9 protein-coding genes are annotated in these 12,903 nt (G+C 62.8%); 7 read left to right on the top strand and 2 right to left on the bottom strand.

Annotation, left to right across the window (positions count from 1 at the left end; genetic code table 11):
- The first annotated feature begins 70 nt into the window (after positions 1-70).
- Positions 71-772 carry a 4'-phosphopantetheinyl transferase family protein gene (locus LU684_RS28560; RefSeq protein ID WP_145913767.1) on the top strand — a complete coding sequence of 234 codons (702 nt, stop codon included), beginning with the start codon at positions 71-73 and terminating at the stop codon, positions 770-772.
- 3 nt (positions 773-775) lie between these two features.
- Here LU684_RS28560 and LU684_RS28555 read toward each other — a convergent pair whose 3' ends face one another.
- Positions 776-2,383: an ATP-binding protein gene (locus LU684_RS28555; RefSeq protein WP_232895291.1), complete on the bottom strand. Its 1,608-nt coding sequence runs from the start codon at positions 2,381-2,383 to the stop codon at positions 776-778.
- A complete protein-coding gene (locus tag LU684_RS28550) occupies positions 2,380-3,078 on the bottom strand; it encodes a response regulator transcription factor (RefSeq protein ID WP_232895290.1) in 699 nt (232 codons plus the stop codon). Before LU684_RS28550 ends, LU684_RS28555 begins: the two co-directional genes overlap by 4 nt.
- A gap of 768 nt (positions 3,079-3,846) precedes the next feature.
- Here LU684_RS28550 and LU684_RS28545 point away from each other — a divergent pair.
- From LU684_RS28545 to LU684_RS28525, 6 genes are all read left to right on the top strand, one after another.
- Positions 3,847-6,726 carry a ribonucleoside-diphosphate reductase subunit alpha gene (locus LU684_RS28545; protein ID WP_016488686.1) on the top strand — a complete coding sequence of 960 codons (2,880 nt, stop codon included), beginning with the start codon at positions 3,847-3,849 and terminating at the stop codon, positions 6,724-6,726.
- Between the two features lie 139 nt (positions 6,727-6,865).
- On the top strand, positions 6,866-7,000 hold the full coding sequence (locus tag LU684_RS30555; RefSeq protein ID WP_023048542.1) for a hypothetical protein: 135 nt from the start codon (positions 6,866-6,868) through the stop codon (positions 6,998-7,000).
- A gap of 505 nt (positions 7,001-7,505) precedes the next feature.
- Positions 7,506-8,756 (top strand): ribonucleotide-diphosphate reductase subunit beta, encoded by a 1,251-nt coding sequence (locus LU684_RS28540; RefSeq protein ID WP_016488688.1) that lies wholly within the window; start codon positions 7,506-7,508, stop codon positions 8,754-8,756.
- 901 nt (positions 8,757-9,657) lie between these two features.
- On the top strand, positions 9,658-10,896 hold the full coding sequence (locus LU684_RS28535; protein WP_004577198.1) for an OprD family porin: 1,239 nt from the start codon (positions 9,658-9,660) through the stop codon (positions 10,894-10,896).
- Positions 10,897-11,134: 238 nt separating this feature from the next.
- Entirely contained in the window at positions 11,135-11,941 is an 807-nt protein-coding gene (locus LU684_RS28530; protein WP_023047838.1) for an NAD-dependent epimerase/dehydratase family protein, read from the top strand.
- Between the two features lie 25 nt (positions 11,942-11,966).
- Positions 11,967-12,848: a glucurono-1,5-lactonase gene (locus LU684_RS28525; protein WP_016488690.1), complete on the top strand. Its 882-nt coding sequence runs from the start codon at positions 11,967-11,969 to the stop codon at positions 12,846-12,848.
- Positions 12,849-12,903 lie beyond the last annotated feature (55 nt).

Below are 12,903 nucleotides of genomic sequence, written 5' to 3'. Positions count from 1 at the left end.
CGATGGGCTGCGCAGCAGCCCCCTGCTGTTCCACCTCCCACACCGCCGCTGCGGCTGGCACAATAGCCCCATGAACATTCTCCCCGCCTGCTGCGCCCCGCTCCAGCACCACTGGCCCCTGCCCCGCCCGCTGCCCGGCGCGGTGCTGGTCAGTTGCGCCTTCGACCCTGCCCGCCTGGCACCCGACGACTTCCAGCGCGCCGGGCTCGTGCCCAGCGCCAGCCTGCAGCGCTCGGTGGCCAAGCGCCAGGCTGAGTACCTGGCCGGTCGCGTATGCGCGCGCGCCGCGCTGCAGGGCCTGGACGGTCGCGACTACGTGCCTGGCACCCATGAGGACCGCTCGCCGATCTGGCCGGCGGGTATCCATGGCTCGATCACCCACGGTAAGGGCTGGGCCGCCGCCGTGGTCGCCGCCGAGCGCAGCTGCCAGGGCTTGGGCCTGGATCAGGAGGCCTTGCTGGATGACGAGCGCGCCGAGCGGCTGATGGCCGAAATCCTCACCCCGCCCGAGCTCGAACGCCTGGAGCGCCGCCAGCTCGGCCTGACGGTCACCCTGACCTTCTCGCTGAAGGAAAGCCTGTTCAAGACCCTCTACCCGCTGACCCGCCAGCGCTTCTATTTCGAGCATGCCGAAGTGATCGACTGGTCCACCGAAGGCCTGGCTCAGCTGCGCCTGCTCACCGACCTGTCGCCGCAGTGGCGCCATGGCACAGTGTTGCAGGGCCAGTTCTGCCTGCAGGACGGCCACCTGCTCAGCCTGGTCAGCGTCTGACCTTTACAGTGGCGCCTGCTGCCGTGGCCAGTTAAGGCTGAAGCAGGCGCCCCCCAGCGCTTCGCTGCGCCCCACCGTCGCACGGCCCGTGTGCCAGTAGATGATTCGCCGCACGATCGACAGGCCCAGGCCGTGCCCACCCGAAGCACGGGCGCGGCTGTCGTCCAGTCGGGTGAACGGGGTGAAGATGCGGTCCCAGAAGCCCTCGGGGATCCCGGGGCCGTCATCTTCGACATCAATACGGCACCGCTGCTGCCCCAACTGGTAGCTCACGCGCACCTCAGACGCCGCATGGCGCATGGCGTTACTGACCAGGTTCTGCAACGCCCGGTGCAAGTAGCGCGGCTCGGCCTCGACCCAGGCGCCTTCGGCATCCGCGCCCTGGCAATCGCCGCGCACTACCCGTACCTCGGCACGCAACGGCGCCAGCTCTTCGACTACCCGCGCGAGCAAGACGTCCAGGTCGACCCGCTGAAACTTCAAGGCCGGCGCGCCTTGCTCCAGGCGGGCGTAGGTCAGCATTTCGTCGACGAGCTTGTCGAGGTCCTGAATATCTCCGTCCATGCCCGCCAGGTGCTTGGCCCGCGCCTGTTCGGTGGCGGCACTTTCGATCATCTCCAGCCCAAAGCGCAGGCGCGCAACGGGCGTGCGCAACTCGTGGGATACCGCCCGCACCAGCTCGCGCTGCATGGTCAGCGAGCGCTGAAGGTGCTCGGCCATACCATTGAAGGCGGCAGCCAGGCGCCCTACCGAGTCGGCGTCACCGGCGGGCACACGGGTGTCCAGGCTGCCTTGGGCGATGCGTGTGGCGGCAATCTCAAGGCCCGACACACGGCGCTCCAACTGGCGTACCAGCAGGTAGACCACCAGACCGATCAGGCACAGGCCGAGAAAGGTAATCAGGACCAGCAACTGCGGCGGATACGGGTTTAGCTGGTACAACGGGCCGATTTCCAGTACCCAGGGCGAGCCCGCCAGCCCAGCAAACACACGAATCGAGTCGCCATCCTTGCCCAGCGCCATGACCGTGTCGCCCTCCTCTACCCGGCGCCGCTGGTCATCGTCCAGGCTTACCCGTTCGATGCGCTGCAGGGCGACGCCAAAACCGAAGCCCTTTTCCTGCTTGATCTGTGCCAGCCGCTGCTGCTGCTCGGTGATCGGGTAGCGCACCAGTTCATCGGCCAACAGGTACAGCGTGGCCCGCGCCAGTTGCTCGCTTATCTGTTTGATCTGCGCCACCAGCATCAGGTCTTCCTGGCCAACCTTGCGCAGCACTTGCGCCGCATGCGGGCCGGTCTTTTCGACCACCACCAGGCCGCGGTACAGGCGCGCCCGCTGGCCACCGTCGAGGCTGCGCGCCGTCATCGCTTGCAGCGCCAGCGGCACGCCGAGCAGTCGCTCCCAGATCAGCAGCGAGCGCTTGCGTTCGGTTGCATTCTGCTGTGCCAGGTTGTCAGCCATCAGGCTGAAGGTGCCCTGTGCCAGGCCCTCCCGGTGCTGGGCAGCGCGCACTTCATTCACCAGGTGCAGGCTGAGCACGCCGAGCAGGGCAACCAGCACCAGCACAGCCAGCATGCCGCCGTAGATGCGCAAAAAGATCGAGTTGTTCATGATGCCTCGCCGACAAACAGGTAGCCTTTGCTGCGCAGGGTCTTGATCAGCCGTGGCTGAAGCGGGTCATCGCCGATCTTGGGGCGGATTTTCGAGATACGTATGTCGATGGAGCGGTCCTGGCCGTCGTAACCGACGCCACGCAACGCGGTGAAGATCTGTTCGCGGGTCAGTACCCGCCCGGCGTTGCTGGCCAGCAGCCAGAGCAGGTCGAATTCGGCACCGGTCAGCTCGATCAGCTGGTCACCCAGGCGCGCTTCACGCAGGCGGTTGTCGATACGCAGGGCGCCAAAGGCCAGGCCCTGGCGCTTGCTGTCCACGGCTTCGCTGCGGCGCAGCAGAGCCTGGATACGCGCCAGCAGCAGGCGTGGGCGTACGGGTTTGCAAACGTAGTCGTCGGCCCCAAGGTCCAGGCCTTGGACCTGGTCGAGTTCGTCACTGCGTGCGGTAAGCATGAGAATCGGGCCAGGGTACTGGTTGCGCACCCGGCGGCAGATGCTCAGGCCGTCCTCACCGGGCAGCATGAGGTCGAGGATGACCAGATCGGGCTGGCTGTCGACGATGCGCCGCGCGGCGCGGGCGCCATCGCCCTCCACCGCGACCTCGAAGCCGTTGGCCTGCAGGTACTCGGCGGTGAGCTCGGCCAGGCGCTGGTCGTCTTCGACGATGAGGATGCGGGGTACGGGGTGGTCCATGGCTTTGGCCTTGTTGTTCTTGGGATCGTGTAAGGGCAGCTGAGAGTATGGCTGTAGATGGGTGGCGCCTGCGAGACCAAGCGCCGCCCGCTCGCGATGCGCCGCGCGGGCGGCGCTCGATCTCCCAGGCACCCCAGATCTTCAGACATGCAATACCGCCACCTGAACTGAACCGTTTTTTGTGACAGGTATCCCGCCCGAAAAAAACTGCCCAAGGGCGTCACCACGCAGAAAAATACTGCAAACCACTTGGCACAAGGCCTACAGCGAATACCCACCATTCACACACAAAGTACGCACAAGTTATCCACAGGCGCTCGCCTTGCAAAGCCCCCAATACCGCATTATCTTGTATCCCGAACGCAGCGAACCACTACATATAGGGTTTCGTGCAAAATCACACACAAAAGTCAACCCGCAAAATCAAGCGATTTTACGAGCTGAACTTCAGGTGATTTCAGCAGCCAAACCGCTCCTGCGGAGGCGACCGAGGCAAGCCCCTCCAGGGCCTTGTTCGGGTATGGGTGTTGCAGGCCAGCCCTGGCATCCATCAGCAACAGTTTTTGGGCCCTGCCCAAAACCTTTGACTTCGGCCAGGGAGCGGCAAGCTATTGCCCCTTATTCCTGAGTCTGTCCCGAAGTCGGTACGCCCGTGCGGGCGGATGCGCATGCATTGCGCATCCCCCGCCGGGTCATCGAGCAAGTGGACGGAACGGTGGGCGCCCAAAAGGCGCCTGAACAATATAGAAACTGTGGAGACACCCACCCATGCAAACCGACACAACTCGCGAGAACCCGCAGGCCAAGGTGCCGCAGGCCGCCGATTCCAACCAGGATCTGGCCGCCACCGCCCCTGGCCAACTGCGCGTGATCAAGCGTAACGGCACTGTCGTCCCTTACACCGACGACAAGATCACCGTTGCCATCACCAAGGCGTTCCTCGCAGTTGAAGGCGGCACCGCCGCCGCTTCGTCGCGCATCCACGACACCGTTGCGCGCCTGACCGAGCAGGTCACCGCCACGTTCAAACGTCGCATGCCATCGGGTGGTACCATCCACATCGAAGAAATCCAGGACCAGGTAGAACTGGCCCTGATGCGCGCCGGCGAGCAGAAAGTCGCCCGCGACTACGTGATCTACCGCGACCAGCGCGCCAAGGAGCGCGCCACCCGCGCCAACACCGACGCCGTGGTCGAGCCGCACCCAAGCATCCGCATTACACTGGCTGACGGTAGCCTGGCGCCGCTCGACATGGCCCGACTGAACACCATCATCAGCGAAGCCTGTGAAGGCCTGGCCGAAGTCGATGGCGACCTGATCCAGCGCGAAACCCTGAAGAACCTGTACGACGGCGTCGCCATCAAGGACGTCAACACCGCCCTGGTGATGACCGCCCGTACCCTGGTCGAGCGCGAGCCGAACTACTCGTTCGTGACCGCCCGTCTGCTGATGGACACCCTGCGTGCCGAAGGCCTGGGCTTCCTCAGCGTTGCCGACAGCGCCACCCACCACGAGATGGCTGACCTGTACGCCAAGGCCCTGCCGGCCTACATCGCCAAAGGTATCGAGTTCGAGCTGCTGAACCCGGCCCTGGCCGACTTCGACCTGGAAAAACTGGGCAAGGCGATCAACCACGAGCGCGACCAGCAGTTCACCTACCTGGGCCTGCAGACCCTGTACGACCGCTACTTCATCCACAAGGATGGCGTACGCTTCGAGCTGCCGCAGGTATTCTTCATGCGCGTGGCCATGGGCCTGGCGCTGGAAGAGAAAGACAAGGAAGCCCGTGCGATCGAGTTCTACAACCTGTTGTCGTCCTTCGACTACATGGCCTCGACCCCGACCTTGTTCAACGCCGGTACCCTGCGCCCGCAGCTGTCCAGCTGCTACCTGACCACCGTGCCGGACGACCTGTCGGGCATCTACCACGCGATCCACGACAACGCCATGCTGTCTAAATTCGCCGGTGGCCTGGGCAACGACTGGACCCCGGTGCGTGCACTGGGCTCCTACATCAAGGGCACCAACGGCAAGTCGCAGGGCGTCGTGCCGTTCCTGAAAGTGGTCAACGACACTGCCGTTGCCGTCAACCAGGGTGGCAAGCGCAAGGGCGCCGTGTGTGCCTACCTGGAAACCTGGCACCTGGACATCGAAGAGTTCATCGAGCTGCGCAAGAACACCGGTGATGACCGCCGTCGTACCCACGACATGAACACCGCCAACTGGATCCCTGACCTGTTCATGAAGCGCGTCTTCGATGACGGCAAGTGGACCCTGTTCTCGCCTTCGGAAGTGCCAGACCTGCACGACCTGACCGGCAAGGCCTTCGAAGAGCGCTACGAGTACTACGAAGCCCTGACCGAGTACAACAAGATCAAGGTGTTCAAGACCATCCAGGCCAAAGACCTGTGGCGCAAGATGCTGTCGATGCTGTTCGAGACCGGCCACCCGTGGCTGACCTTCAAGGACCCGTGCAACCTGCGTTCGCCGCAGCAGCACGTGGGCGTGGTCCACAGCTCGAACCTGTGCACCGAGATCACCTTGAACACCAACAAGGACGAGATCGCGGTCTGCAACCTGGGCTCGATCAACCTGCCGAACCACATCGTTGACGGCAAGCTGGACACTGCCAAGCTGCAACGGACCGTGAACACCGCCGTGCGCATGCTCGACAACGTGATCGACATCAACTACTACTCGGTGCCGCAGGCGCGTAACTCGAACCTCAAGCACCGCCCGGTCGGCCTGGGCATCATGGGCTTCCAGGACGCACTGTACCTGCAGCACATCGCCTACGGCTCCGACGCTGCCGTCGAGTTCGCCGACAAGTCGATGGAAGCGGTCAGCTACTACGCGATCCAGGCATCCTGCGACCTGGCCGACGAGCGTGGCGCCTACGAGACCTTCCAGGGTTCGCTGTGGTCCAAAGGCATCCTGCCGCTGGACTCGCAACAGATCCTGATCGAAGCCCGTGGCCAGAAGTACATCGACGTCGACCTGAACGAGACCCTGGACTGGGCGCCGGTGCGTGCCCGCGTGCAAAAAGGTATTCGTAACTCGAACATCATGGCCATCGCGCCAACCGCGACCATCGCCAACATCACCGGCGTGTCGCAGTCGATCGAGCCGACCTACCAGAACCTGTACGTGAAATCGAACCTGTCGGGCGAGTTCACCGTGATCAACCCGTACCTGGTCCGCGACCTGAAGGCCCGCGGCCTGTGGGACTCGGTCATGATCAACGACCTGAAGTACTACGACGGTTCGGTGCAGCAGATCGAGCGTATCCCGCAAGAGCTCAAAGACCTGTACGCCACCGCGTTCGAAGTCGAGACCAAGTGGATTGTCGACGCAGCTTCCCGTCGCCAGAAGTGGATCGATCAGGCTCAGTCGCTGAACCTGTACATCGCTGGCGCCTCGGGCAAGAAGCTGGACGTGACCTACCGCATGGCCTGGTACCGTGGCCTGAAAACCACCTACTACCTCCGTGCCCTGGCTGCAACCAGCACCGAGAAGTCGACCATCAACACCGGCAAGCTCAACGCCGTTTCCAGCGGTGGCGACAGCGCCCCGGTCCAGGCAGCCGGCCCAGCGCCAGTGCCGAAGGCCTGCGCGATCGACGAGCCTGACTGCGAAGCCTGCCAGTAAGGCCTGAATGCCGCGCGGGGTGCCTACGGGCGCCCCGCGCGGCATTTTTGTATCCGCGTCACTGAGAAGCCCTGCCCTTTTCCCGCTGCGTACGCGGTTCGGTAAAAGGACAAGACCTCTCTAAAAAGGACGCAAGCCCATGGCGCGGAAAAAAGTGGCAACTACTCGCAAGATTGGTCGTAATGCTGAAACCGGTCGTTTTACCTCGGTCGAAGAAGCTCGCAAGCAGCCCAAGACACACATTGTCGAAACGCTGCACACCCACCGCAGCTAGTGTTGCCTGACCGGGCCTCATCGCCGGCAAGCCAGCTCCCACAGGTAGTGCATCGCCCTGAAGCCGGGCGCGCTGCCAGTGGGCGCTGGCTTGCCGGCGATGAGGCCGGCACACACAACACAAACCCACAAAACACTATATGGTGTGCCTGTAAATTTAAACTGGCACAAGATATAGGTTGGCGCTACACTCTCCCCCCGTAGAAGAACACAGCCATTTCGTGAACGGACGCACGCAAACCCGGTCGAAAAAGTTACCCTCGCCCGCAAGACATGCGCCCCGATCGAAGGCGAATTCCGGTATACTTTGCGCCCTCTGAAAAGAGCGCCATTCATTGTCCTGGCCCCTCCCCGAGGCCTGGCCAGGTACAAGCCAGAACACATTCAGATGTAAACGAGAGTCAGCCTCTCGAGCTGTCCATTCGCCGTTACGGCCTTGCGTCAGGCATCACATTCTTTAAATCCAACCGGTTGCCCCAGGGCGACCCTCAAGCAGGAGCCAAACCATGCTGAGCTGGGACGAATTCGACAAAGAAGACGGCGAAGTAGCCGCCAAAGGCAACACCCCTGCGCAGGCCGCTGCCGCCGCCACCCTCGACAAGCTCGACAGCGCCGGTGGTGCCGCCGCCCTGGAAGCCCGTGCGGCCACCGCTTCTGACTCCGATGCCGTCAAACGTGCCAAGGCTGCCCTCGACGCCCTCGACGTTGCCGAAGGCCTGGCCGAGCTGGAAGGCTCCTCGGCCCGCGTTGCTGTTGATGAAAAGCGCATGATCAACTGCCGCGCCGACCTCAACCAGCTGGTCCCTTTCAAGTACGACTGGGCCTGGCAGAAATACCTGGACGGCTGCGCCAACCACTGGATGCCGCAAGAGGTCAACATGACCGCCGACATCGCCCTTTGGAAGAGCCAGGATGGCCTGACCGAAGACGAGCGCCGCATCGTCATGCGTAACCTGGGCTTCTTCTCCACCGCCGACTCGCTGGTTGCCAACAACCTGGCCCTGGCCGTGTACCGCCTGATCACCAACCCGGAGTGCCGCCAGTACATCCTGCGCCAGGCCTTCGAAGAGGCGATCCACACTCACGCCTACCAGTACTGCATCGAGTCGCTGGGCATGGATGAAGGCGAAATCTTCAACATGTACCACGAGATCCCGTCGGTCGCTAAAAAAGCCGCCTGGGGCCTGAAGTACACCCGCGCCATCTCCGACCCGGAATTCAACACCGGCACCGTCGAAACCGACAAAGAGCTGCTGCGCAACCTGATCGCCTACTACTGCGTACTGGAAGGCATCTTCTTCTACTGCGGCTTCACCCAGATCCTGTCCATGGGCCGCCGCAACAAGATGACCGGCGTTGCCGAGCAGTTCCAGTACATCCTGCGTGACGAGTCGATGCACCTGAACTTCGGTATCGACGTGATCAACCAGATCAAGATCGAAAACCCGCACCTGTGGGACGCGGCGATGAAGGAAGAAGCGACCCAGATGATCCTGCAAGGGACCCAGCTGGAGATCGAATACGCCCGTGACACCATGCCACGCGGCGTGCTGGGCATGAATGCGGCGATGATGGAGGATTACCTCAAGTTCATCGCCAACCGCCGCCTGACCCAGATTGGCCTGAAGGAAGAGTATCCAGGGACTACCAACCCGTTCCCGTGGATGAGCGAGATCATGGACTTGAAGAAAGAGAAGAACTTCTTTGAGACGCGTGTGATTGAGTATCAGACGGGTGGTGCTTTGAGCTGGGACTGATTGTCCGGGCTGAACATCAGGAGGCTGCCAACTGGCAGCCTTTTTTATTGGTAGAGCAAGCCCAAGGGTGAGCGGACCGTTCTGCCTGTGTTGGCCTCTTCGCCGGTGAACCCACCGAAGCGGAGCTCTAGCTTTGAGGCGGTGTTTTACCTTGTGTTTTTGGCCTGAGACTGCCGAACCCAGCACGGGAGATTTGGCAAGGTAGCTGGCGGCCATGGCGCCAAGGAGCGCTGGATCTTAGCCGGCAAGCGTTGCGAAAAAGGAAGATGCCTCGCCCACGCCGACAGGAGGGATACGACACCAACGAGGATGCCGGGACTGGACATGCCAGTCTGAGTGGTCGAGGGCGAGGCCAGATCTGAAGATAGCGCATGCTCGCGGATGGGACCACTGCTGATTTGATGCGTAAACCATGTCCCGGGTTTGAGGTGCAAGGCAGGCTATGACGGGCATGGCCCAGGCTTTGCCCTTGTTCGCGGGCATGTCCGCTCCCACAGAAGATCACATACGGCGCGAGGGACCCAGTCGTAGTATGTCTGTACAGCGTGCACGGTAGAGCTTCTGCAGCCCGGAATTTGCGTCCTGGGACCCTAATTGCTCAGCTATCAGCCGTTGACAGCTCACCTCTCACTTGCTAATAATCGCCCACAGTTGTACGACAACACATAACAAAAACAACAATCAGTGGACGATCCCATGTCGACACCCATCCCGCTCTACCCACGTCTGTTGCACCCCCCTCTTCGCCCGGCCAGCTCGCGTACACCTGCCGGTACGTAGCGCCCGGTTACTGCGCATTCACCCCTGGCCCTGACCGGCCCGTTAACTACCCGCCCCTGCCGCAGGCCGCTTGCGCGTGCCCGGTGGACGGGCTGCCACACCCTTCGGGAGCACAACAATAATGAAAATCTGCCACACCCTGCCCTTCGCCCTGCTTGGCGCCGGGGTCATCGCCGGCCTGCCGGGCACCAGCCTGGCCGCGGGCTTTGTCGAAGACAGCAAGGCCACCCTCGGGCTGCGCAACTTCTACATCAACCGCAACTTCACCAACCCCAGCAACCCGCAGAGCAAGGCCGAGGAGTGGACGCAAAGCTTCATTCTCGATGCCCGTTCGGGGTTCACCGAGGGCCCGATCGGGTTTGGCGTGGATGTGCTGGGGCTGTGGTCGGTCAAGCTCGATGGCGGTGGCGGCACCTACGGCACGGCGTTGCTGCCGCGCCATGACGATGGCAAGCCAGCAGACGACTACGGGCGCCTGGCGGTGGCGGGCAAGGCGCGTATTTCCAAGACCGAGCTGAAGATCGGTGAGTGGATGCCGGTGCTGCCGATTCTACGCTCGGACGACGGTCGCTCGTTGCCGCAGACCTTCCGTGGCGGGCAGGTGACCTCCAATGAAATCGCAGGGCTGACCCTGTACGGCGGCCAGTTCCGCGGCAACAGCCCGCGCAACGACGCCAGCATGGAAGACATGAGCTACGGCGGCGGCGTATCGGACCGTTTCAACTTCGTCGGTGGCGAGTACAAGTTCAACCAGGACCGCACGCTGGTGGGGCTGTGGAATGCGGTGCTCAAGGACGTGTACCAGCAGCAATACCTGCAACTGAGCCACAGCCAGCCGGTGGGTGACTGGACCCTGGGTGCGAACCTGGGTTACTTCCATGGCGACGAGGACGGCTCCGAGCGCGCCGGGCAGCTGGACAACAAGACCTACTCGGGGATGTTCTCGGCCAAGTACGGCGGCAGCACGTTCTGGGTGGGGCTGCAGAAAGTCGATGGTGATACCTGGATGCGGGTAAACGGCACCAGCGGTGGGACCTTGGCCAACGACAGTTACAACTCCAGCTTCGACAATGCCAACGAGCGCTCGTGGCAGGTGCGTCATGACTTCAACTTTGTGACCGTCGGGGTACCGGGGTTGACCCTGATGAACCGCTACATCAGCGGGCGCGACGTGCATAGCGGGGGCGTGACCGATGGCAAGGAGTGGGTGCGTGAGACCGAACTGGCGTACGTGATCCAGAGCGGAGCGTTCAAGGACTTGAGCGTGAAATGGCGAAATTCGTCGATTCGGCGGGATTACAGCAATAACGAGTTCGATGAGAACCGGCTGATCTTCAACTACCCGCTGTCGCTCTTGTAACCGAGAAGACCGGCACTGATTGAAATTGGGGCCGCCTTGCCCCATCGCCGGCAAGCCAGCTCCCACCAGGCCGCAGTAATTTCCAGCCAAGTGGAGTAGCTGTGGGAGCTGGCTTGCCGGCGATAGGGGCCTGACAGGCCATAAAGAGACGCAGGCCTCATTGACAACACCCGAACCCACCGCCAATAATCAGAAAAGTCATACGACAACCTACAACAATCAACAACAAGAGCCGGCCATGACCACTACCCCCCTCAATCGCCTGCTGCTCACCGGAGCCGCAGGCGGCCTGGGCAAGGTCCTTCGCGAACGCCTGCAAGGCTACGCCGAGGTCCTGCGCCTTTCCGACATCAGCGCCATGGCCCCCGCTGCGGGCCCGCATGAAGAAGTCATCACCTGTGACCTGGCCGACAAGGCTGCGGTACATGCCTTGGTCGAAGGCGTGGATGCCATCATCCACTTCGGCGGCGTGTCCACCGAACATTCCTTCGAAGACATTCTCGGCCCCAACATCTGCGGCGTGTTCCACGTCTACGAGGCGGCGCGCAAGCACGGGGTAAAGCGCATCATCTTCGCCAGCTCCAACCACACCATCGGCTTCTACCGCCAGGATGAGCGTATCGACGCCCACTCCCCGCGTCGCCCCGACAGTTACTACGGGCTGTCCAAGTGCTACGGCGAGGATGTCGCCAGTTTCTACTTCGACCGCTACGGCATCGAGACTGTCAGCATTCGCATAGGCTCGTCGTTCCCGCAGCCCCAGAACCCACGCATGCTCTGCACGTGGCTGAGCTATGACGACCTGGTGCAGCTGATCGAGCGCGGGCTTTTCACCCCCAACGTTGGCCACACCATCGTCTACGGCGCTTCCGACAACCGCACCGTGTGGTGGGACAACCGCCATGCCGAGCACCTTGGCTATGTGCCCAAGGACAGCTCCGAGCCCTTCCGCGCCGCAGTAGAAGCCCAGCCGGCGCCCGCCGCAGATGACCCGAGCATGGTCTACCAGGGCGGCGCTTTCGCCGTCGCCGGCCCGTTCGACTGACCCACGCACGCCAGGAGGCACGGCCATGAACTGTGAATTGATCGTTGACGCCCGTAACAGCACAGGCGAAAGCCCCGTGTGGCACCCAGGCGAGCAGGCCCTGTACTGGGTCGACATTCCCGCCCGCCAGCTGCACTGCTGGCAAGCGGCCGATGGCAGACACCAGGTCTGGCAGGGTGACGAGATGCTGGCCTGCATCGCCCGCAGCGGCCAGGGTTGGGTCGCCGGCATGGAAAGCGGCATCTTCCAGCTCCAGGCCAAGCCCGACGGCAGCCTTGATAGCCGCCTGCTCAGCAGCGTGCCGCACGCTCAGGCCGGCATGCGCTTCAACGATGGCCGCTGCGACCGCCAAGGCCGCTTCTGGGCCGGCACCATGCTGCTGGACATGCAGCAAGGTGCCCATGTGGGTGCGCTGTACCGCCATGATGGAGAAGGCCAGCTGCACCTGCAGCAAGACGGGATGATCGTGCCCAACGGCCTGGCTTTCAGCCCCGACGGCACGCGCATGTACCTGTCCGACTCGCACCCCAACGTGCAGAAGGTCTGGGCTTTCGACTACGACATCGACAGCGGCACGCCGCACAACAAGCGGCTGTTCGTCGACATGCGCGGCTACCCAGGGCGCCCCGATGGCGCGGCCATCGACCAGGACGGCTGCTACTGGATCTGCGGCAACGATGCTGGGCAGATCCACCGCTTCACCCCAGACGGGCGCCTCGACCGCTCGCTGAGCGTACCGGTGAAAAAGCCGGCAATGTGCGCCTTTGGCGGCGCCAACTTCGACACCCTGTACGTCACGTCCATCCGCCCAGCAGGTACAGACCTCAGCGACCAGCCCCTCGCTGGCGGGGTATTTGCCCTCAACCCTGGCACCAAGGGCCTGGAGGAACCTGCCTACCGGGGCTGACGCCCCTTGCCGCACCCACACTTGCACACACGAAACCGGATAATAAAAACCACGG

Source organism: Pseudomonas sp. NMI542_15 (genome assembly GCF_021283425.1).
GTDB classification, from domain to species: domain Bacteria; phylum Pseudomonadota; class Gammaproteobacteria; order Pseudomonadales; family Pseudomonadaceae; genus Aquipseudomonas; species Aquipseudomonas fortuita.
The sequence above is the reverse complement of the archived record's forward strand: the minus strand, read 5'-3'. Positions and strand labels throughout refer to the sequence as shown.